This is a genomic window from Sporosarcina siberiensis (assembly GCF_042681925.1).
In the GTDB taxonomy this organism is placed as follows: Bacteria; Bacillota; Bacilli; order Bacillales_A; family Planococcaceae; genus Sporosarcina; species Sporosarcina siberiensis.
This window is the reverse complement of sequence record NZ_JBHUGI010000024.1, coordinates 239,192-262,028: the sequence shown is the minus strand read 5'-3', so window position 1 is coordinate 262,028 and position 22,837 is coordinate 239,192. Positions and strand designations below refer to the sequence as shown.

The 22,837-nt window shown below is 36.5% G+C and carries 23 protein-coding genes; 5 read left to right on the top strand and 18 right to left on the bottom strand.

What is annotated here, in order from left to right; genetic code table 11:
* Positions 1-56: 56 nt before the first annotated feature.
* The 5 genes from ACFSFY_RS09250 to ACFSFY_RS09230 all read right to left on the bottom strand — a co-directional run bounded on the left by ACFSFY_RS09250 (position 57) and on the right by ACFSFY_RS09230 (position 3,647).
* Complete coding sequence (locus tag ACFSFY_RS09250; RefSeq protein ID WP_381537408.1) at positions 57-1,184, bottom strand: MBL fold metallo-hydrolase; 1,128 nt, start codon at positions 1,182-1,184, stop codon at positions 57-59.
* Between the two features lie 80 nt (positions 1,185-1,264).
* Positions 1,265-1,828 (bottom strand): sulfurtransferase TusA family protein, encoded by a 564-nt coding sequence (locus tag ACFSFY_RS09245; protein ID WP_381537406.1) that lies wholly within the window; start codon positions 1,826-1,828, stop codon positions 1,265-1,267.
* A 37-nt stretch (positions 1,829-1,865) separates the two neighbouring features.
* Complete coding sequence (locus tag ACFSFY_RS09240) at positions 1,866-2,165, bottom strand: rhodanese-like domain-containing protein (protein ID WP_381537404.1); 300 nt, start codon at positions 2,163-2,165, stop codon at positions 1,866-1,868.
* 51 nt (positions 2,166-2,216) lie between these two features.
* Positions 2,217-2,711 carry a DsrE/DsrF/DrsH-like family protein gene (locus ACFSFY_RS09235; protein WP_381537402.1) on the bottom strand — a complete coding sequence of 165 codons (495 nt, stop codon included), beginning with the start codon at positions 2,709-2,711 and terminating at the stop codon, positions 2,217-2,219.
* Positions 2,712-2,960: 249 nt separating this feature from the next.
* Positions 2,961-3,647 carry an endonuclease V gene (locus ACFSFY_RS09230; protein ID WP_381537400.1) on the bottom strand — a complete coding sequence of 229 codons (687 nt, stop codon included), beginning with the start codon at positions 3,645-3,647 and terminating at the stop codon, positions 2,961-2,963.
* A gap of 197 nt (positions 3,648-3,844) precedes the next feature.
* On the opposite strand from ACFSFY_RS09230, the gene ACFSFY_RS09225 reads away from it, so the two are divergent.
* Positions 3,845-4,030, top strand: coding sequence for a hypothetical protein (locus ACFSFY_RS09225; RefSeq protein ID WP_381537398.1), 186 nt, complete (start codon positions 3,845-3,847; stop codon positions 4,028-4,030).
* Positions 4,031-4,064: 34 nt separating this feature from the next.
* Positions 4,065-5,687, top strand: coding sequence for an ABC1 kinase family protein (locus tag ACFSFY_RS09220; RefSeq protein WP_381537397.1), 1,623 nt, complete (start codon positions 4,065-4,067; stop codon positions 5,685-5,687).
* A gap of 103 nt (positions 5,688-5,790) precedes the next feature.
* On the opposite strand, the gene ACFSFY_RS09215 is transcribed toward ACFSFY_RS09220, so the two are convergent.
* Positions 5,791-6,501 (bottom strand): YwaF family protein, encoded by a 711-nt coding sequence (locus tag ACFSFY_RS09215; RefSeq protein WP_381537395.1) that lies wholly within the window; start codon positions 6,499-6,501, stop codon positions 5,791-5,793.
* 251 nt (positions 6,502-6,752) lie between these two features.
* On the opposite strand from ACFSFY_RS09215, the gene ACFSFY_RS09210 reads away from it, so the two are divergent.
* Complete coding sequence (locus tag ACFSFY_RS09210; RefSeq protein WP_381537393.1) at positions 6,753-7,703, top strand: alpha/beta hydrolase; 951 nt, start codon at positions 6,753-6,755, stop codon at positions 7,701-7,703.
* A gap of 134 nt (positions 7,704-7,837) precedes the next feature.
* Entirely contained in the window at positions 7,838-8,716 is an 879-nt protein-coding gene (locus tag ACFSFY_RS09205; RefSeq protein ID WP_381537391.1) for a DMT family transporter, read from the top strand.
* Positions 8,717-8,879: 163 nt separating this feature from the next.
* On the opposite strand, the gene ACFSFY_RS09200 is transcribed toward ACFSFY_RS09205, so the two are convergent.
* The 7 genes from ACFSFY_RS09200 to ACFSFY_RS09170 all read right to left on the bottom strand — a co-directional run bounded on the left by ACFSFY_RS09200 (position 8,880) and on the right by ACFSFY_RS09170 (position 16,506).
* Positions 8,880-10,832, bottom strand: a complete 1,953-nt coding sequence (locus ACFSFY_RS09200) for a bifunctional metallophosphatase/5'-nucleotidase (RefSeq protein ID WP_381537389.1) — start codon at positions 10,830-10,832, stop codon at positions 8,880-8,882.
* 410 nt (positions 10,833-11,242) lie between these two features.
* Complete coding sequence (locus tag ACFSFY_RS09195; protein WP_381537387.1) at positions 11,243-11,698, bottom strand: MarR family winged helix-turn-helix transcriptional regulator; 456 nt, start codon at positions 11,696-11,698, stop codon at positions 11,243-11,245.
* Positions 11,698-12,174 carry a glutathione peroxidase gene (locus ACFSFY_RS09190; RefSeq protein WP_381537386.1) on the bottom strand — a complete coding sequence of 159 codons (477 nt, stop codon included), beginning with the start codon at positions 12,172-12,174 and terminating at the stop codon, positions 11,698-11,700. The genes ACFSFY_RS09195 and ACFSFY_RS09190 overlap by 1 nt, the downstream gene beginning before the upstream one ends.
* A 319-nt stretch (positions 12,175-12,493) precedes the next feature.
* Positions 12,494-13,408 carry a glycine betaine ABC transporter substrate-binding protein gene (locus ACFSFY_RS09185; protein WP_381537385.1) on the bottom strand — a complete coding sequence of 305 codons (915 nt, stop codon included), beginning with the start codon at positions 13,406-13,408 and terminating at the stop codon, positions 12,494-12,496.
* Between the two features lie 77 nt (positions 13,409-13,485).
* On the bottom strand, positions 13,486-14,403 hold the full coding sequence (locus tag ACFSFY_RS09180; protein ID WP_381537383.1) for a glycine betaine ABC transporter substrate-binding protein: 918 nt from the start codon (positions 14,401-14,403) through the stop codon (positions 13,486-13,488).
* Positions 14,403-15,251 carry an ABC transporter permease gene (locus ACFSFY_RS09175; protein WP_381537382.1) on the bottom strand — a complete coding sequence of 283 codons (849 nt, stop codon included), beginning with the start codon at positions 15,249-15,251 and terminating at the stop codon, positions 14,403-14,405. The genes ACFSFY_RS09180 and ACFSFY_RS09175 overlap by 1 nt, the downstream gene beginning before the upstream one ends.
* Positions 15,244-16,506, bottom strand: a complete 1,263-nt coding sequence (locus ACFSFY_RS09170) for a quaternary amine ABC transporter ATP-binding protein (RefSeq protein WP_381537380.1) — start codon at positions 16,504-16,506, stop codon at positions 15,244-15,246. Before ACFSFY_RS09170 ends, ACFSFY_RS09175 begins: the two co-directional genes overlap by 8 nt.
* A 208-nt stretch (positions 16,507-16,714) precedes the next feature.
* On the opposite strand from ACFSFY_RS09170, the gene ACFSFY_RS09165 reads away from it, so the two are divergent.
* A complete protein-coding gene (locus ACFSFY_RS09165; protein WP_381537378.1) occupies positions 16,715-17,251 on the top strand; it encodes a GbsR/MarR family transcriptional regulator in 537 nt (178 codons plus the stop codon).
* A 104-nt stretch (positions 17,252-17,355) separates the two neighbouring features.
* Here the strand turns inward: ACFSFY_RS09165 and ACFSFY_RS09160 are convergent, their stop codons facing one another.
* The 5 genes from ACFSFY_RS09160 to ACFSFY_RS09140 all read right to left on the bottom strand — a co-directional run bounded on the left by ACFSFY_RS09160 (position 17,356) and on the right by ACFSFY_RS09140 (position 22,809).
* Entirely contained in the window at positions 17,356-18,924 is a 1,569-nt protein-coding gene (locus tag ACFSFY_RS09160) for a BCCT family transporter (protein ID WP_381537376.1), read from the bottom strand.
* Positions 18,925-19,432: 508 nt separating this feature from the next.
* Positions 19,433-20,344, bottom strand: a complete 912-nt coding sequence (locus ACFSFY_RS09155) for a tetratricopeptide repeat protein (RefSeq protein WP_381537374.1) — start codon at positions 20,342-20,344, stop codon at positions 19,433-19,435.
* Positions 20,345-20,548: 204 nt separating this feature from the next.
* Positions 20,549-21,940, bottom strand: coding sequence for a 23S rRNA (uracil(1939)-C(5))-methyltransferase RlmD (gene rlmD, locus ACFSFY_RS09150; protein WP_381537372.1), 1,392 nt, complete (start codon positions 21,938-21,940; stop codon positions 20,549-20,551).
* Between the two features lie 318 nt (positions 21,941-22,258).
* Entirely contained in the window at positions 22,259-22,489 is a 231-nt protein-coding gene (locus ACFSFY_RS09145; protein WP_381537370.1) for a hypothetical protein, read from the bottom strand.
* A 137-nt stretch (positions 22,490-22,626) separates the two neighbouring features.
* Positions 22,627-22,809, bottom strand: coding sequence for a hypothetical protein (locus tag ACFSFY_RS09140; protein WP_381537368.1), 183 nt, complete (start codon positions 22,807-22,809; stop codon positions 22,627-22,629).
* Between the last annotated feature and the right edge of the window lie 28 nt (positions 22,810-22,837).

The window sequence follows — 22,837 nt, the reverse complement described above, 5'->3', positions numbered from 1 at the left end:
ATCTCCATTTCATAAGTTAGTATTATTAATTAAGTGCTCAATATTCTAAGATTTCATTACCGAACGCTGCATCTATTCGGGCCAATTTCCATCTCTGTTTGTTCATCGTTATCTGGTGTAATTCTTCCCATATTTACCTGACGAATTTCTTGATAAGCATTTGGTTGTGGTGGTAAATCATCTGTAACCAAGCTACGGAATACTTCTTCGTCCTGAATATTTAATCCGTGATTATCAGCAAATAGATTACCCAAGCGTTTAGCTACTGTTCCGTCAGCATTCAGTTCTTCAATAATCATGAAGTGTGCTGGTAAAACGACTAAATCATCCGCTAAATCACGATAACGACTGTATAAAGTTTTACGTAAATCAACTACCCAGTCCTCTGCAAGTCCTGCCAAATCAGGACGACCAATCGAATCGATGAATAGAATATCACCAGTTAATAAGTATCTTCCATCAATAATGAATGAAGTTGAACCTATTGTGTGGCCTGGAGAATACAATGCATCAATATCAATATTAGATGTTCCAATTGGTATCTTTAAACCATCTTCAAGTGGAGCAAAGTCGAAAACAACTTCTTCCGCATCTTTAGGAGGTAAATAATATGTTGCACCAGTCAACTCAGCGATATGTCGACCACCCGAAATATGATCTGCATGTAAATGTGTGTCAAAAACATGAGTAATTGCAACATTTTTCGCAGATGCAAAATCTATAAATACGTCTGTAAATCGAACCGCATCGATAATAGCAGCCTCACCTTCAGAGATAACCATATAGGAAAGACAACCTTTACCTAAACGTACAAATTGAAAAAGCTCACCACCATTTGCTAAATCGCCTACTTTAACAGGTTCTAGATACGTACTCCAAGACTTCATACCTCCAGATAAGTATCCCGCTGGGCGTCCTTCATCCGCTAACATTTCCGCAATCATAATAGAAGATCCTTCTTTTGCACACACAACGAGTACATCTTTATCGGTAGGAATATCTGAAAGAATTTCTTCTACTCCATCTAATAAATCAAAATAGGGAATATTTAAGTGTTCAAATTTATGTCCCTCAATTTTCCAGTCACTAAATGCATCTTTATTTCGTACATCTAAAATGAATAGCTCTTTATTTTCAATTACTCTTCGAGCTACATCTTTTGCTGTCCATTTTATTATTGGCACTCTTCATTCCCCCTTATGGTATTAATTTTATTTTTTATAGCGAAAGAATACATACAGCCTCTCACTATGTGTTTTTATTTTTAGAATTGCTTTACCAATTCTCCTGACCAACTTGTCATTCCAGGTAAAACATTATATACGTTAACAAAACCGTTATTCTCTAACTTTTTGGCAGCTAAATCACTACGTTTTCCAGTACGACAAATTACATACACTTCTTGATCTTTGTCTAACTCATTTAAGCGGGCATCTAGTTCACCCATTGGAATCGATTTTGCTCCGTCTATATGACCAAATGCAAATTCGGCTTCTTCTCTTACATCTAAAATGAGGCCTCCATTATTTGATAGCGAAAGGATTTCATCATTTGAAATTGTTTTTTCAAATACCTTTTCAAATAATTCATCATCTGAACATTTACGGATATAATGCGTTAACACATCGTCTTTTTCAATTGTTCCTATATATTGATGCCCAACAGATTCAGACCATGCTGCCAAATCTGCTTTAGATCCTTTGTCAGTAGCAATTACCTCTAAAATTTGTCCATCCGTGAGTGTGTTCATAACTTTTTTGGTTTTTACGATAGGCATTGGACATGCTAATCCCTGTGCATCTAGTATTACATCTGCTTTAATCGCCATTTGAAATCCCCCTTATACCATAAAAGATATACTTTAATTACTTGTTTTGCTCTTCTTCCCAAGCCATCATTCCGCCTGTCATGTTTGTAACATCAAAGCCCCATTCTTGTAAAAAAGCTGTCGCTTGACCACTGCGTCCACCTGAACGACAAATCATGATGTATTCTTTCTTTTTATCTAGTTCATTCATACGAAATTCAAGTAAACCTAGGGGAATATTGACGATTCCATCTATATGCCCTCCGCGAACCTCTTCTACTTCACGTACGTCAATCATGTTTAATACTTCATTATTCTCCATTTTTTCTACAACTTCTTGAACTGTAATTTCTTTCATCTCTCTCATCCTTTCAATTTGCGATAATTTCAGATTATCGATAAATCCTTTTTATATGAATAAATTCACATTACCATCTTGTGCATCTGCTAAATACGCAGCGACCCCCGCATATTCTATACCATCCAATAACTCATCTTGTTGTAATCCAAGAAGATCCATCGTCATCGTACAAGACACCATTTTTATTTCTTGTTCCTGTGCCATTTCAATTAGTTGCGTTAATGTTAATGCATTATGCTTTTTCATAACATGTTTAATCATCTTAGGTCCCATACCTGCCATTTGCATTTTTGAGAGTCCTAATTTTTCAGCTCCACGTGGCATCATCCATCCAAACATTTTTTCTAAATAACCTTTCTTTACTGGTACAAAACCTTGTTTTCGAAGTGCATTAATACCCCAAAATGTATGAAATATCGTAACCTCATGATCATAGGCCGCTGCTCCATTTGCGATTATATAAGCTGCCATCGCCTTATCATAATCCCCACTAAATAATACTATTGTTGTTCTTTTCGTTTCCAATTTACTATCCCCTCGCATATACCCATGCAGGTATTATATTCGCTAAAAAAATATAAATGATCTTATCTACAAACTACATTCTTGCTATTGTTAGTTCGTTCTTCATTCAATATATACCCCCACTAGTATATTGTCAATGAAAATAATTCATTTAATATTAGAGTATTACTATACCCTTTAAAAAGAGCTTGATTGCTAAGATACAATTCAATATTAAATTAGGAATAGAAACGAACTTATCATTAATTTCTTCAATACAATGCAATTTCATTTTGATATTAAGTTTCTTCTTGCCAAACGTGTTTCTATATCCGCTAATCTTACCGGAATCGGTAGGCGACTATTCTCATTTATACAAGCCATCACTACTTCAGTACTTGTAGCTAAATCTATCCAATTTCCGCTGGACACAAATATTGGTTTCACATCTTTTGCTGTTCGAAGAACTCTTCCATAAATCTCCTGTCCAATACGAATATCTGTAAAAGCTCCAGTTTCATTTTCTGGCATCACAAAAGGTGTGTTTTCAATTTTAAGATAGTTTTTAGCCACACCGATTGTTGGTTTGTTTAAATAAAATGATGCGTGTGTTGCAAGTCCCATATGTCGATAGTGTAAATAACCATTTCCATCAAACATATATAGATCAGGGTCCATAGTTAACTTTTCAACAGCTTCCATTACTAAAGGTAATTCGCGAAATGCAAGAAAACCAGGAATATAAGGAACTGTAATTTCCCCATTACTAGTTGATTGTTCAATCACTATTTTAGTTCTAAAATTAATTACAACGATACAACAGGTCCCATAATGAAAGCCCTTTTCCTCCCAATACGCAATATCAACTCCAGCAATTCGTAGGATTTCTTCCATTTTAAAATTGTTTTCTAAGCTGACCTTTGCAAACAAACCATTTTGGATTCGAGTATATTCTTTAATCATCTTGTTTTTCATCTTGCTAATCCACTCCCCTTTTCGAATAGTCTGCCCATATTCAAAGAAAATTTCTATCTGAGTATTCCTGTCACTCTATTTGTTCGTTCTAGTTCTGGTAACACAATGGATAGTGGGAAGAAACAATAGCTTAACGCTAAGTTCATATGGTTTTTCATGCTAGAATAAGGGTAGAAACTAATAGGGGTGAACGAGCATTGTTTAAGAAGTTATTCATATATTTATTAATGTTAGTAATTGGTTGTACATTTTTAGTTTTGGCAATCTTTCTCGACCTTCCTGAAAAGTTTAAGTGGTTATTATTAGCTATAGCTATAATCTTGAATGGAATAAGTGCTGTAGCTGCAATGAAGTATGGTCTGAAAGAGATGAAACCGAACTAATATACTTTATTTTCTACAGGGAGAAGTGTTATTTATGAAACGTTCCGCAAATTATCGAATCATCCGAAGTGTCTGGATGTCGGTTGTGTTTTTCATTCAAGTAGCGTTATTCCAGCGTCGTCATCGTGGCAAATTCACTCCTGCTGTAACAGTAAAGTGGGATAAGCTAGTGACCAATCAAGCAAAAATATACAAACGTACCGCTCTAGAACTGGGCGGATTAATGGTAAAATTGGGACAATTCCTTTCTACCCGAGCAGACATAATGCCAATTTCTTTCATTGAAGAATTAGAAGGTTTAACAGATCATGTTACACCCGTCCCTACCGAGGAAGCATTACGTTTACTGGATGAGGAATGGGAAAGACCGCATCAAGAGTATGTCACCAACATATCACCAGAACCGATTGCATCTGCATCCATTGGAGAGGTTTACAAAGCGTTCTTGCATGATGGTTCTCCTGTCGCCATTAAAATACAACGGCCAGATATTGAGTGGATTTTGCGGGCGGATTTCAAAGCAATCCGAATCGTCATTTGGCTTGCAAAACGCTTTTCTTCATTAGGTAAACAAGTTGATTTGGATTTATTATACGTAGAAATGACCGACGTAATTGGTGCGGAACTGAATTTCATACAAGAAATGAAAAATGGACAAGGTTTCTCAGAACGATTTCCAAGTTTAGATGGTGTGCATTTCCCTGTATACTATAAACAATTTTCGACTCGCAAGGTATTGGTTATGGAATGGATTGAAGGTTCCAAAATCACAGACCTTCAATTTTTAAAGGAGCATCATATTGATCGGAAAGAATTATCTGTTCGCCTCTTCCATTTATTTTTGGAACAAATCCTCGAAGGAGGACAGTTTCATGCAGATCCCCACGGCGGTAATTTATTAATACGACCAGATGGCACATTGGTCTTGATTGACTTCGGGATGGTCGTAAATATTACATCTAAAGACGCTGATGCTATATTCATTATTGTGGAAGGCATCTTGTTCAAGCAATATGATCGCGTGTTAGATGGACTTGAAACGTTGAATTTCTTACTTCCTAATGCGAATCGACCTGTTTTAGCCAGCGCAATTGAACGTGTAGTAAAAGCCTACGAGTCCAATGATTTACAAGATATGAACGGCTTTGTAGTAGATAATCTTCTGAATGACCTAAAGACAATCGTTCGAACTCAACCTGTCCAATTGCCGGCTGATTTTGCATTTTTAGGGCGAGCCGTTTCTGTTTTTGTAGGAGTACTTCATGTATTAGATCCTGAGATTGATTTGCTTATCATTGCGCGTCCTAGAATCACTGAATGGGCAAAACAGCACAGCCGTGCCAAGAATCCATTCACAAATAAAAAAGAACTTAAACAAATGCTGCTGCAAAACATTGGTCAAATACGTAGCTTCGCTCCCAAACTCTCAAAGTTTTTAGAGGCGCCTGAGGAAATTCATCACTATTTAAAACAGCGTGATATAGAGGAACGTCGGTTTCGTGTTAAACTACAAAACCGTTTATTCGCCGGGGTTATTTCACTAAGTGCATTCACGACCTTGGTTTATGGTTTCATAGATGATTACAGTGAGTTGATGATTGGTTCTAGTGTTGTTTTCTTGATCTCATTATGGAGATTTTACCGGTTAGGAAAATAATAGAACACCATTCAATCGAAAGAATCCGAACTAAAAACTTAATAAAATCAAAACCGAGCAAACTTCTGACTGAAGTTTGCTCGGTTTTATATTTAAAGAAATTTCAGGCGTTATGAGTTCTTTGAGATCCCCTGAATAATAGCCATAAAACGATAAACATACTAAACGCAATGCCTTCAAGTGATAAGATATACCAGGGATGTGGGCCTAAGAAATCCAACAAGCTATTACTACCTGGTTTGTTTTTCAAAAACATGTAATTTCCGTCGACTAATAAATTCATTCCGACTACTAACGGTAATAGCACATTTAAAAAAACCATCGTTTTGATAACTCCTTTGAATGTTGGTCTGTATTCTTTCATCCAAAGAAAGTAAAAGGTCGTCAATATAATTCCTGTATGCGTATAAAAGAAATGGAGATATCTGAAGTGTGGAAAACCGACATCTAAAACAGGTGTAATAACCGCTTGTAAGGCGCCTCCTATTCCGGCAAAAAATACGAAATCAATTAATTTTCGATTACCAGTCCAAAGTAAAAGTATCGTAAAAACCAAGCTAATACTGCATAATTCAAGCGGTAGTGAATTACTTAAATTCCATCTCCCGGTATTTATCATCCAAACATGATATAGGATTTCCATTATCACTAAAGATAGTGCAAAAAAACGTTCAAACAACCGTCTTTGTTTTGGTTGAATTCCACAATCTTTTCTGAAGATAAACACTGAAATAATCAAGAGTAAAAGTGTCCCAAGTGACACAAAATGGACTGTTGAAAAAAGCGTGAATGAAGGTATAGTAGATACTGCCATCGATTTCAACCCATTCCAATTGAAGAATTCTAAAGAGGGATTGATACCTCTCATCCAATTTATATAGTATATATCTATTATAGTGTATAAGGTAAAAAGATTCCTTAACAATTCGAACAAAAGCACCATTTTGCAGTGAGTTCTTTGACATAGGAATAAAGAAGCTTAAGAAGTACTTTAATAGAAAGCTAGAAGGTTTATACGTATACTAAAGACAGTAGAATAAAGGTTTATCAAAAAGGGGTTTTCGAATGAAAAGAAAGATTAAACTAACGGCAAGTATTTTAATTGTATTGATAACGGTTGCCCTCCTATTTGCGGGAGATTATTTTTATTCCCAAGCTGTGCAAAGAGGTACAGATGTTGTCTTACATTCAGAATCCGCGTCAACAAATGCACTGGCAAGTGAAGATGATCAACTTCATCTACAAAATGCTAAAGATTGGTTCAATCTACAACATCCAGAAATTGTGAACTTTGAAACAGACGAAGGAATTGAAGTGAAAGCACAGTTTATTGCTCAAGAAATTCCGAAGAATAAAGCAGTAATCCTTGCACACGGTTTCCGTAATACTGGTGAGGATATGGGGAAATTCGCCAAGTTCTATTATGATCAAGGCTTTGATATATTATTGCCTGATGCACGTGGTCACGGAGATAGCGGAGGTGATTATATCGGTTTTGGCTGGCATGACCGTCTAGATTATTTAAATTGGATTGACTTTTTAACTACATACGGTAATCAGCAAATAATTCTACATGGTAATTCAATGGGAGCCGCTACAGTTCTTATGACGAGTGGTGAAGAACTTCCTAATGAAGTAAAAGGTATTATTGCAGATAGTTCATACAGCAGTGTTAAAGAAGAACTTGCGCATCAATTGAAGCACATCTATAATTTACCAGCATTTCCTCTATTAAATGTTACAAGTATCATTACAAACTTAAGAGTTGGATATACCTTCGGAGAAGCTTCCGTAGTCGATCAAGTACAAAAAAACACACTTCCCTTATTCATTATACATGGGGATGCGGATGACCTTGTTCCCACCATTATGGCAGAACAAATCTACGAAGCCGCGGGTGGCGAGAAAGAGATGTGGATTGTTCCCGATGCAGGGCATACTAAATCCTATGACAATAAGACAATTGAATTTGAGCAACACGTTCAAAAGTTTTTAGATCATGTACTAGCCAATTGATAGCGAATTCAATTGTCATATCAGCTGCCAATTCAAATTTATTAGATGATGATTCTTAAATTGTACAGGTCTAACTTTATATCCCAATACTATGAATAGCCGGTTAAGGCATTCAAATTGAACCGGAGGATTTTATGACGAATCGAAATAAAGGTATATTATTAATCATTTTATCAGCATTCGGTTTTTCGCTTATGACATTATTTGTTAAGCTTTCAGGTGACGTACCTACACTACAAAAGACCATTTTCAGAAATGGCGTAACAATGATTATCACATTTTTTCTCGTCATTTATTTTAAACAACGGTTATTTGGCAAACGTGAAAATCAACCGTTGTTGCTGCTCCGTTCAGTTCTTGGTGGAATCGGTATTGTGTTACTGTTTTATGCAATTGATAATCTCGTTATCGCAGATGCGGATATGCTTAACAAAATGAGTCCATTTTTCACCATTCTATTTGCTGCTGTTTTTCTGAAAGAGCATGTTAAACGATTTCAACTATACAGCATTGTCATAGCCTTCGTTGGAATGCTCTTTATTATCAAACCATCATTTTCACTAGATGTCGTTCCGTATGCTGCGGGTATTTTGTCAGCAGTTTTCGCTGGTGCAGCTTACACTGTACTGAGGGCACTTGGCGGTAGAGAACAGTTTTATACAATCGTCTTTTACTTTTCAGGTTTTACTACGGTCATTCTTTTGCCATTTGTAATTTATATATATGAACCTATGACACTTCAACAAACAGTATACTTGCTTCTCGGCGGAGTGTTTGCAACAGTTGGTCAATTAGGTATTACACTCGCCTATAAGTTAGCGCCTCCAAATGAAATTTCAGTGTTTAATTATTTCACAGTCGTATTCACAGCTTTGCTTGGCTTTACTTTTCTAAGTCAAGTACCTGACATCTATAGTATCTTAGGATATGCAATCATTTTTGGTGCATCACTTTACATGTTCCTTAAAGATAAAGATGGTGAAATTGTTCCCGCTAAACTGGCTAAGAAGTAGTGCTTTGTTAGCCATAACTGTTTTCACGTCATACAATGGGATTCTGGATAGTATTTAAAAACCCTGGCACAATGGCAATCATTCTTAAGAAACTAGGGAATTAGAAATAAATAACCTACTACTCATATATCCTTGTGAGTAGTAGGTTATTTTTAAACAATGTTTAAGTCAAAAGATTCTTAGGTACGCGAATTCTGTTTTTACGTTTTCTTCGTTTTACTATGAACGTTATAAGTAAGACTACTATTATCAGTAAGGTAAGGGCGATTGCATAAATAGTAACTATAAATTGATTAGGGTTCTTAAGTATTGCAACAATATTCGAATTCTCTTCCACAATTTTTCTGTTTTGCATTACTTTGTAATAAACTGGAACCTGTGGAACACCATTTACTTTATCAAATGACTTAAAGTAGTTTGCCATGGCATACCATTCTTTCACTTCTTGATCGCCATTCATATAAATGATTTGTTCCTCAAAATTTGTAACAGGTGTACCTTCTTTAGTCTTCGGAACGACCGACAGAATCCCAAAAGATTTTTCATTTACATAAGGGAGCATTTGAGCGGAGTACAATCCTGCAACAACTCGGTAAAGTTTTTCGTCGTCAATCTCTTCTTTTTTACCATCGAAGTCTTGCAAACTTACATCTGTTACTTTGTTGAAAATAAATCTTCTTGTATTAAAAGTATAACTTAAACCCGCTACATACAACTGCACCTCATTCATGATTGGTTGAACAGATGCGTCAACTTCAGCAATGGTCTTCAATTCTTTACCTGTCAAATAAATATTTAATAAAGGATACCCTGAAATCTCATCCGGTCCTATTCCTAATGAATTGACATTAAAAACATTTGAAACAGTTATATTTCCTTTGCTAAAGGTATCCCGGATAGTCCCATATGGCATAACTGCGGCAGCGATTGGTTCGTATTCGTTGCCTTCAAGTTCTTTAATCGTATATATAAAAGAATCTCCAATTAAATTCCCTATTGGCTCTTCCTTCTGCTCAGCGCCTAAATCCGAAAAAGCTGTAAAATCGAATGGTGAGTATGCAAGAACTTCGTCAAATCCCATTTCAAAATTATTTAGGTAGTTCTCCTGTACGATTTCTTTATACTCATCAATTAAATCAGAAATCGTAGGATCTGCAGCCACGGCATCATCTATTAATACTAATTCATAGTTATTTAATTTCCATTTCCCATTATCATCTTGTGAAATATTTAGAACTCCTAAATTTTCGCCGTATTCTCCTACAGATCCTATAATCGTATTCCCTACTAAAATAGGTTGTTCTAACAATGTGTGGCTGTGCCCACTAATAATGACATCAATATCGGGTACACTTTTTGCCATTAGTTCGTCTTCTGATTTGGATTTTTCATCGGATGTACCAGAATGGGAAACAGCAACGATAAGGTCCACTTTTTCATCATTCTTCAATGTAGCCACTGTTGATTTAGCGCATTCAATAATATCGCCAAATGTTACCCCAGCCATAGGAGCATTGCCATCTGCTTCTTCACCCATTAAACCAATGATGCCTATTTTTATACCTTTTCGTTCCAAAATATGATAATCCTTCACTTCATACTCTTCCATTGCCTCTTTTAAATCTTGTAAGTCAACAGGTATTTCACCATCTTCATCTTTCGGAAAAACAGTGTTCGAGGCAACTATAGTAGGCAATTTATCGCCACTTTCTTTTGCAGTTCGTAAACTTGCTGCTAATCCCGCTGCTCTAAAGTCAAACTCATGATTCCCTAGAGTTGTAGCATCATATCCCATTAAACCCATTAATCTAAGACTAGGCGCATGTGAGGCATAGATTGTTTGAAATAAGGTACCCATGGCAAAATCTCCAGCATCTACTAATAATGCATCAGGGTCAATTTCTCTTTGTTTTTTAATGGTACTGTATAAGCGTGCATAACCGCCGACTGTAAATCTTTCTTGACCTTTACGAATTTCAAATGGTAGAAAATTATCATGTAAATCATGAGAGAAAAGAATTGTAATCGAATCTTCGGGTGAAGCAGTCTTCCCGTTTGAACTATTAATGCCGACTATCACTGCAATCAATGTGAGTATTGAAAATAACTTAAACACTATTTTATGAATTGTAATTCCCCCTATATCGTGTGATGATCAGACACTATAATTTACTCTTTAAACATATGCTTCTTATACCCTTTAAAATAGAGATTGTTCTAATCAGTTCTCATTACTTTAGATTTTACGATTCAATCGATATATTCATAATCCACTTCTAAAATCTTTGAATAACTATCGTTTTATCTTCCTTTTATAAAATGATTTAATTTCTTTATCTTCATTATATAGGAATAGACTATCTTTAAACGAATAAAAAGAAAATTCTTTGTGGTCACCTATCTACTAATTTTTTTTGAGAGATATCAAATTGATAATGACAAACTTGCTAATTGTTTAAGAAATGCAACGATTAGTGGCCAAATAAAAGCAGAGACCCATTAACTAGGTCTCTGCTCGTTTGTGCTCTATATTTTAATATCAGTGGGTTTCGCCCGCTCTTTTAATTTCCTATGCAGTTCATTCAAATTCGTCATCAGCTCATTGTATTCAGTTAAGCTGATATTGCACAGTTGAATCTCTTCAGTGACTCGCTGCGTGATATTGCTTTGTTCCTGATATGCCTTCTCTTCAAGAGAGACATATACTTTCCGTTCGTCGTCTGTCGAACGAGCTTTACTGAGCCAGCCATCTCTTTGCATACGGGAGATCATCGGTGTAAGTGTGCCTGTACCAAGGCCGAGTTGCCCGCCTAGCTCTTTCATCGTAATACCATTACGTTCCCATAAAGCAAGTAGGACTAAGTATTGCGGATACGTAAGCCCGAATGGCTTCAGTACGCTTGAATACAACTTAGTAAATTCTCCCGCCGTTTCATAAACAGAGAAACATAGCTGTTTATCAAGCGTCAGAAAGTCTTTCATCATAATAACTTTTCTATATCTTCCACGAGTTTTTCAGGTGCTGTTTGGGGTGCGTAGCGCTCAACGACTTTTCCGTTACGATCTACTAGGAATTTTGTGAAATTCCATTTAACTTTCTTGGAGAGCATCCCTTTTTTCTCTGAAGTCAGGTGGTTGAACAACGGATCTGCATCATCACCATTAACGTTGATTTTAGCCATAATCGGGAATGTTACACCATAATTCAATTGGCAAAACTCCGTAGTTTCATCAATATTATCGAATTCCTGGTCATTGAATTGATCGCAAGGAAATCCAAGAATCATTAGACCATCCTCTTTGTATGTTTCAAATAGCGATTGCAAACCGGTAAACTGTGGAGTTAACCCGCATTTACTCGCTGTATTTACAATGACTAAAGGTTTACCTTCATACTCTTTTAATGACAGCGTATCACCATTTGGTTTCTTTACTTCAAAATCATAAACGGATACCATTCTAATTCCTCCTTTAATTTTCTAGAGATTTTGACCTCGACATTTACAGTTAAAAGATTTAAATATACATCGTACACGATTTGATTATAGGCGTTGCAAATCATTATTACAATATATATGCTTGATTGTAAGAGGTCCTAGGGTGTCTTGAATATTTTCTATCTTGTGTACTAATTGAAACAGAATAATATCAATGCTTCACCGGTATTTAATTGATTTATTGATTATAATCCATCGTTTTTATTTGAGTATAACTAACCAAAACCAAAAAACACCCCAGTTCCACTAAGGAAACTGGGGTGAAATTCTATCAGACTTATTATTTCAAGTCTTCAATTGAATCGATATCCATATATGTCGGTACTACTAAACCGATTTTAACGTCTACCATACTTGTACCAATATCTTCAAATTTACCTTCAAATTTTTCTACATAAGTAGCATGTGTGATCGGCAACCATCCTGCTAAAAGTACATCTGCACTTCCATCGGCAACTGCTGTCCACATAGGACCTGCTTCTACTTGTAGCATTTCAACTTCATAACCCATATCTTCTAATACAAGCGCCATTACGTTTGTGCTTGCAACAGTACTATCCCAAGCAACATAAACGAATTTAATTTTATCGCCGTCTACTTTTTCAACGCCCTCTGTCCAAGCTGAAACTTTTTCTTCGTTTTTATCAATCCAATTTTGTGCTGCTACTTCAGGCTTTGCACCGTCAATGGCTTCAACCATTACTTCAGCCATATCTTCTTGTTCCCAATTGAATTTTTCAAGAATAGCATGTGCTTCTGGTAAGTCATCTCCTAATCCAAGACGACCAATTGTATGAATTTCCTCTGCTCCACCATATGAACCTTCAGGATCTTCTAGATATTTCAAATCATATTTTGCGAATTTCCAATGTGGCGACCAACCTGTCACTATAATTGGCTCTTCTTTGTCATACGCTTTTTTCAAAGCTGCTGTCATTGCTGCACCAGAACCGGTTACTACCGTCCAGTCTTCTAGAGCATAGTCGTTTATTGCTCTATCTGTCGCTTCCATAATACCTGCACCTGGATCGATACCTGTAATTTTGTAGTCGACTGTTTCACCAATCGATTCCTTAGTTGTAGTATCCGCAGTACCTTCGTCTGTGTCATTCTCTTTATCGCTACCACATGCAGCAAGGCCAACAGTCAATAGAGCAACTGCGCCAAGTCCAAATACTTTTTTCTTAAGTGTCATTATTTATTTCCCCCTAGTTTTTTTATTAAATGTACAGTTTAAAAAATCTTAGCTGGGTAATTTAATTGATGCTCTTATTACTTCAAGTCTTCAATTGAATCGATGTCCATATATGTTGGTACTACTAAACCAATTTTAACATCAACCATACTTGTCCCAATATCTTCATATTTACCTTCAAATTTTTCAGCATAAGTTCCATGAGTGATTGGCAACCAGCCTGCTAATAGTACATCTGCACTTCCATCAGCGATTGCTGCCCACATAGGACCTGCTTCCACTTGTAACATTTCAACTTCATAACCCAGATCTTCTAATACAAGTGCCACTACATTCGTACTAGCAACAGCGCTATCCCATGAAACATAAACAAATTTAATTTCATCGCCATCTACTTTATCGATGCCATCTGTCCATTCAGTAACTTTTTCTTCATTTTTATCTATCCAGTTTTGAGCTGCTACTTCAGGCTTTTCACCGTCAATGACTTCAATCATCACTTCAGCCATATCTTCTTCTAACCAATTAAAGTTTTGAAGCATAGCATGAGCTTCCGGAAAGTCATCTTCTAATCCAAGACGGGTAATGGTATGAAGTTCTTCCGAACCACCATATGAACCTTCAGGATCCTCTAGATATTTCAAATCATATTTTGCAAATTTCCAATGCGGCGACCATCCAGTGATAATAATGGGCTCTTCTTTGTCATATGCTTTTTTCAAAGCAGCTGTCATCGCTGCACCAGAACCAGTTACTACTGACCACTCATCTAAATCATAGTCTTCGATTGCTCGATCCGTTGCTTCCATAATACCTGCACCTGGATCGATACCTGTAATTTTATAGTCGACTGTTTCACCAACTGCTTCTGACTTGTCTCCAGTTGAATTCTCGTCAGTATCTTTGTTATCCTCTTTATCGTTGCCACATGCTGCTAATCCAACAGCAAGTAATGCAACTGCACTAAGACCTAATACTTTTTTCGTTAATTTCATTATTTATTTCCCCCTTGATTTTTGGTTCCGGCTGACTGAGTGATTCTATCCAAAATAATCGCTACGATTACGATGGCGACACCTGTTTCGACACCGACTCCTGTTTTCAGTTGTGTTACGGCTTGATATACTTTTGCTCCAAGCCCTGGTGCACCTACCATTGAAGCAATTACTACCATAGAAAGTGACAGCATAATACTCTGGTTAACTCCTGCCATCATCGTCTGTTTGGCAAGTGGTATTTGAACTTTACTTAATCTTTGCCAAGTTGTAGAACCGAATGCATCAGTTGCTTCAATTAAATCATTAGGCACCTGTTCTATTCCTAATATCGTCATTCGGATTGTCGGCGGCATCGAAAATATAACGGATGCGACGACCCCTGGCACTACTCCTATATTGAAAAAGAAAATTGCTGGTATCAAGTAAACAAAAGCTGGCATTGTCTGCATGAGATCCAGAATTGGAAGCACTATTTTTCTTGTCGTTGCTTGTTGTGAAGCCCATATTCCAATTGGTATACCAATTACAATGGCAAATATTACTGAAGTGAGCACTAATGCAAGCATTTGTATCATTGGATACCAATAACCTAGGTAATCTATGAACAGAAATCCTGCTAATGAAAAAATAGCTATTTTTCGAGTAGATATGAGCCACGCTAACAGGGCAAATATTACGGCCAGAAGAATAGACGGTACTAATGCAAGAATATCAACGGACCCTTCTACAATTGTTTCTAATAAGACCGCAATACCATCAAAAACAGAACCGAATGTCTCAGTAAGCCAATCGACACCGTTATCTATCCAATCTGCAAATGGTAATCTTGGTAAGAACTTATCCATTTGTATTCACCTCTGATTCCGGTTCAACGATTTCATCAACAATTCCATTTTCGTTAATGAACTGATTATTACCAGCCAATGCACCAATTAGTGCACCACGTATGATGATTCCTTTTAACCTTTGTTCTGTATCAACTACTGCAACTGGTATAGTTGCAGTTGAAACCTTATCAAATAGATCAGTTAGTACACTTTCTTCTGGAATCTTAATGACATCCGTGATTAATACTTCTTCAAGCAACTGATTATTCTCTGTTGCTGTCACCGCATCTTGTGCTGTTACAGCGCCGAGTAGACGTCCACGCTTATCCACAACATAAATGGATGAAATACGTAACCGTTTCATCAATCTAAGTGCAACTCGTGCACCCCGATCTATTTGAACCGTATCGGCATGCTTCATTATATGAGCTGCTGTAAGAACTTTTGATAAATCAACATCTTCAACAAAACGTTCAACATACTCATTAGATGGGCTCATTAAGATTTCTTCCGGTGTTCCAATTTGAACAATTTCCCCGTCTTTCATTAGGGCTATGCGATCTCCTATTCGAAGGGCCTCATCTAAATCATGTGTTATAAAGATAATTGTTTTCCCCATATCACTATGCAGTTGCAAAAGCTCATCTTGCATATCTTTACGAATAAGAGGATCTAAAGCACTAAAGGCTTCATCCATAAGTAAAATATCTGGATCATTTGCGAGTGCCCGAGCAAGTCCGACACGTTGCTGCATTCCACCGCTTAATTGGCTTGGGAATTGTTCTTCATATCCAGCTAAACCAACGAGTCCTAATGCCACTTTCGCATCCATTTCACGTTCTTCTTTAGGAAAACCCTGGATTTCTAAACCATATTCTGTATTTGCAAGAATCGTTTTATGTGGAAACAGTGCAAAGTTTTGGAAGACCATACCTATTTTTTTACGACGAACATTTCTAAGTTGTTCCTTGTTCATTTTGACAATATCGTCTCCGTCTATCAAAACCTGACCCGATGTTGGCTCAATTAGTCTATTCAGTAAACGGACAAGTGTTGATTTACCGCTTCCAGATAAACCCATAATGACAAATATTTCACCATCATACACCTCAAATGTTGCATTTTTAACACCAATAGTTGCGCCTGTCTCTTTCAATATTTCATCTTTTGACTTACCTTCACGTAGCAGCTGTGCTGCTCGTTTACTGTTTTTGCCGAAAATTTTAGTTGTCTGTTGAACTTCAATTTTCTTTTTGGCTTCATTTTCTAGCATCCGTACACTCCCTACAAATTTAAAATCTTTTGATGTTTAATAGCATAACTGTAATCTGTTTGTAATACAACCAATATACACAAACAATTTGAACGTACAGTTTTTTCCGTATATTTCATTTGATTTCCACAGTTAACTATATTAAGCTATACTGTATAAACTAAAACATATTTTTTTCACTATATAACAAGAGAGAGGATCGCGTTTTATGGATGGTAAAGAAAGACTAGAAAAAGCACGTAAGCGCATTACGGAATCCATTGCACAAAATATCCATTTATACGGTCTCCCTCCATCTGCAGGTAGACAGTTTGGAATGATGTTTTTCCAAAATAAGCCCTCTACATTGGATGATATGGCCAACGAGCTTGGTATGAGTAAAACAAGTATGAGTACTTCTATACGAGCTTTATCCGAAGCGAAGCTTGTAGAGCGCGTATGGGAACGTGGAGTACGGAAGGACTTATATGAGGTAAAGGAAGACTGGTATCAAAGTTTTATAGACACATTTACAATGAAGTGGAGAAGATCTGTTTCAATTCATACTGCCGCAATTAGAAAATCAGTTTCGGAACTAGAACAGCTAATAGAAGATGAAACAATTAGTTCAACTATATTAGAAGAAGCAAAAGCAGATATGGAAAGACTCATCTACATTAAGCAATATTATGCTTGGCTTGACCGACTAATAAATGCTTTTGAAGACCATGAAATATTCAATCTTGTTCCAATAGAAGATGAGTAAACTTAAATTCATTAATGAAGCCAATCAAAAAACCCTGTCAAATTGACAGGGTTTTTTGTCTTTTTATTAGGAATCCTTTAATAGATTGATTTCTTCTCAACGTCTTATCTTTCTCTTTTACCAATAACTTTTCTAGTAACTTTTGCTTTTGCGCCAAACTGATCTTCGTACATGATTTTCGCTGCTTTTGGAGCAGCCCAAAATGTTGGCAATAAAATTAATGAAACAGGTATTGCCGTAACAACAATAAACGATTGAATCGCTTCAATTCCACCTTCACTAATCATTAAGAGCACAATTGCTACAGTACCCATAATAATTGCCCAAAAAACACGCATAGTCTTTGGAGGATGAGCATCTCCCGTTATTGCAACCGAAACTGTATATGCCATCGAGTCGGCGGTTGTAACTACAAATAATATTGTTACTAACAAGAAAAGGGGTGCAATGAAAGAACTAAGCGGTAATTGTTGTGCAATTGCCACCATCGCAGCCGGCATTCCAGATGTATTCAACGCATCTGAAACAACTCCTGGCTGAGCGAGCTCATAGAACATTCCTGCCCCTCCAACCACTGTAAACCAAAATGCAGTAACGATTGGTGCGGTAATAGACACCGCTAAAATCAACTCACGGATTGTACGTCCGCGTGAAATTGTTGCAATAAAAATGGCCATCATTGGACCATATCCCAGGAACCAACCCCAGAAAAAGATAGTCCAAGAACCTAACCAAATTGAATCTCCGCGGAAAGTGCTCATCGAAAGGAATTCTTGAAGATGAACCCCAGTAGCTGCGAGAAAGGTATCAAGGATAAAGCCACCTGGTCCTAACAATAATATTGCAACCATTAAGATTAATGTAATGATGATATTTAAATTACTTAAAAACTGTATTCCTTTACGTAAACCTGTAATAGCGGATATTGTGGCTATTGCTACTACGCAAATGATAATAATGACTTGAGTAAACAAATTGTTCGGTACTCCAAACAATGCTTCCATTCCGTAAGCGGCCTGTAAGCCCAGAAATCCAATTGGCCCAATCGTCCCCGCAGCTACTGCAATAATCGCAGAAGCATCAATAAAAGTACCAAGCACACTGTTTTTCATGATTCTTTCACCAAGCAACGGGTATAGCAATGACCGTGGTTTTAACGGCATACCTTTTTCATAATGGGCATACATCAGTACAATCGTTCCTAATGTACCAAGAATCGACCATGCAAGAAATCCCCAATGCAAATACGATTGCGCAAATGCCGGGATAATGGCGCTTGCAGTGCCCGATACTACACCTTTACCAGCAAAAATAGGTGGTGCATCTAGAAAGTGAAACATCGGTTCAGCTGCTGCCCAAAATACACCTCCACCAGCAAGTAGCGTAGTCATAATCATTGCAATCCATTTAAAATAGGCAACATCTGGTTTTTGAACACCACCTAAACGAATATTACCGTATTTTGAGAATCCCAAAAAGAGTGCAATAAAGAACGTACCTAATAACAAAACTTGCCAAAATGCCCCGAAATATTGAACCGCAAAATTGAATGATTGATTGACCATGTTCGAAACAAAATCAATATTGATGAATGATGCTATGACAAAAGCGATAAGTAAGCCACCACTTATGAAAAGTACGTTCCAATCCGTCTTCGACTCATATTTCTTCAAAATATAACCTCCATTTAACGCACACAACATAAGCGCTTACTGTATAAAAATTGTTTCAGATACGTATAGTTCATTTTATTTTAAATTACTGAGCATCAAATATTCCTAATCTACACTAGTTTTTATGATGTCCTTAGGCCTGAAGTTTTATTCAGACGACAGATAATGGTGCCGTTCGTAAGAATGTTCCTATTTTTATGATGTTTTTCAGATCAATGTGCTCCTCTACAATTCTTAGTGACTTATTATTGTATACGCTAAATCATTAAATAGAAAGGGAAATTATCATTATTGTCAGTGAACGAAACCTTCTTATTTATTGCAATAATTAAATTCATTTTTTAGAAATAGAGTTATAGACGGATTGCGATTTAAATATATTTTTAGAAAGCAAAAAAGCATCAATAAAGATGCTTTTTACTTTCAATGATTCTGTCTATCATTATATACGGGGTTTGCCTTTCATTATTTGCTTACGATATGTTACATCATCATTTTGAAAATAGATTCATAAATATTCCGCATTCCCATGTTGCACACAGCCAAACAAATAGCAGCTGCTCGTTGCATGAAGTTCAATTTCTAACGGAGGTCTATAACCTGCTTCAAGCTTGGTAGTTAATTGTCTAAGTCCAGTTAATTCAAATTGAAGTTCTGCAATTCGATCACTTTTGTCAGCTTCTGTCCATTGTCCGTCGTAAGGCTCTTGCTTTTCTTCCACTATTTCAATGATTTTCTTATCAATAGACTCTTGAATGAGTTTTTCACACTTTCGAAATTCATTCAATTGAAATAAAGCATAAGCATATCTGTTGATAATATAAGGAGATACAAAGTACTCCTCCCATTCTTTTTCAAACATAATCTTAGCTTCTTTGAAACAGTCTATTTCCACATATGCATCAGCCGGTTCAATAGCTCCTGTGTAATCATCCGCATGTTCGTTCCAGCTATCAAGAATCGATTTTGCGGTAATTACATCTTGATTTCGAATTCGTGCCAGGACTTCGAACCAGCGAATGAGATTAGAATCCTCTGCAATTTCCGAAAAGAAATTCACAGCTTTTTGAAAATCACCCATCTTGTAATGAATTACCGCTAGGTTATGTATCGCTTCAGTTGATTGTACTATTTTGATTGATTTTTCCAATATTTCTTTTGCTTCTAACCAATTTTTCTCTTGCATCGCAATTTCACCAAGCATATTGTATGGAAAATGAGATTGCGGATCATGAACTAGAACTTCCTCAAGCAGAACTTTGGCACGCTGTGCTTCTTCTTCTTCGTATAAATACATCCATGCTAAATTATTCAATGCTTGCACGGTACGTTCCTTGCTCACAGCTCTTTCAAATGAAGCCAGCGCTTCATTATATTGATTACTTTCAAATAATAATAGTGCTTTTTGATTTAGTGACATTAGTGTCCTCTCTTTCAACAAATCTTTATTTTACTTACCATTATATTCTTTTCTTTTATTAAGTAGATTTTTCGATTTAGATATTTGACGTTCTACTATTCATTACGTTCGAATCTGATATTGGTTTCGTTAATGCATCCTTACTTATTAAAAAACAGGCAACAAAAGATATAATATCTTGTTTGTTCCCTGTTTTATCTATATTTAATTATCTAATGTTAAAAGCGCAACGCATTCGACGTGAACTGTTTGTGGAAAGAGGTCAACCGGTTGCACTTTCTGAAGTGAATAACCGAACTGCTGTAATTCAGCAATGTCCACAGCGAATGTGTCCGGTTTGCAGGAAACATAGACAATCCTTTTTGGTTGTGAACGACCAATTCGACGCATCACTTTTCCGCCCGCACCAAAACGCGGTGGATCTATTAATAAAAGATCTGCGAAACCGAAGCTCTCATGAATTTCTGCAAGTCCAAGTCTGGCGTCTTTGGCTAGGAATGTCGTATTATGCAAATCATTATCTACGGCATTTCGTTTTGCAGATTCAATGGAAGATTCGACAATTTCAATTCCAGCCAATTCCTTTACACGTGCTGCAAATGGCAAAGAGAATGTACCGACACCGCAAAATAGATCAATCATTTTTTCGTTTTCTTTCGGTTGTGCCATTTCTAAAGCTAGTTCAACGAGTTTTTCCGCTTGCACAGGATTCGTTTGAAAAAACGTATCAAACCAAAGACGATATCGATAGCCGGCCATTTCATCATAAATGAAGTCGCGACCAGCTAATATATGAGTTTCTTGGGACTGTGTACGATCTGCCCATTCTGTGTTCACTAACCAAAGTAGACTTTTCACATTAGGTAGTTTCTCAGTGATTCTTTCAATAAGGTTTTCAGTAGCAACTTTTAAATCCCTATCAGGAGCTTCCGTCGCAAACAAGGCAATCATAATTTCACCCGTGGCGAACGACTCCCGAACCATTAAATTACGCAGCAGCCCGTTATGTAATTCTTTGTTATATCCTTTTAGTTCGAATTCTTTTACCCATTTGCCAACTTCCAACATGACATCGACTATATTTCGGCCTGCAATCAAGCAAGTTTCAAGTGGAATAATCTTTAGGTAGTTCCCTTGTTCATGTAAACCTATATCACCCTCTGGAGAAAAAGTAAATTCCATCTTATTACGATAATGCCAGGGAGTTTCCATTCCAATTGTATCTTCTACTAAGTCTGGATTCATACCCACACTTCTAAGTGCTTCCTTTACATGATTCGTCTTTTGTTTCAGTTGGCCATCGTAACTCCAGTGTTGCCACATGCAACCGCCACAAAGTTCGTAATGTGGACAAGACGCACCTATTCGTTCAGGGCTAGGAATTAAGATTTCTTCCGGCATGGCTTTTTTCTTTCTCATAATTGGGTGTTTTAAGACAACCTCTACAGACTCACCTGGGATTGTACGTGGAATCGTTAATCTTAATTTTTTAGGATTGCTTCCCGTACTTTCACGCCATAATACAGCTTGTCCATTTCCTTTGTCATCAATATAATCGATTTCAGCAATCATTGTTTCTTTCTCAACAGTACTCAAGGAATGATCCCCCTTATAAAATTCAATTATTAATCAAACTCGTAAGTTTATATTGTCCATACCTAATTATAGTATATATCTTTAGTGATTTGCTGAAAAACTACTAAATTTCAATTCCTACATCTACATTAAAAAATCATAAAACTTTTTCGAATGCACACTCTTTCAAAATTGCATATTTCGAAGTTTTGTCTAGAGGTTAACGTTGATATAGTAGTCAAAATGAAATATGCGTAGGAGGGAAATAAGTAATTTATCAAATAAAAAAACATTGAAGTTTTTTCAATGTTTTTTTATAGAAGTACTATTTTCTCAACCTTATTTTTCGGGCATAACGAATGTTACAAAAACACCTTTACTTTCTGACATTTTCGTAAAAATTTCATTAAGGATTTCTAATGCTCTTTCATTTGATTCATACTTCCCTAGATCTTTACTCCATTCATCTAATGTCGAACTGCTAACAAACCCTTTTATTTTTTTCCCATTTACCGTAACTTCTTTTATATTTATCAAGCTTTTCTTATCTTGTGTGGATATCCATAACATTGAAAAACTCATCCCTTTCGCTCATATTCATTTCCGAATTGTAACATGAAACCTACTTTAAAAAACCTTTTAAATAGACTTGAATAATTAGGATTTTCAGTTTCGATACTACAAGCGTATCCTGCAACGGTGTAAGATTAAAAACCTGATAAGTGAGATGCTCTAGCCACTCCAAAAGTATTCATTATAATGGATAGCACCGCTGCAATAACCCAACCCCTCAAATCAGCCACCGCAAGCCCAATTGCAACAATCGCAAACAATATCGCTGTAGCCTGCAACACTAACCACTTCCAATCTCTCAAAACTGGCCAGTTCAATTAAGACACCTCCGTCAAGTATTGATGT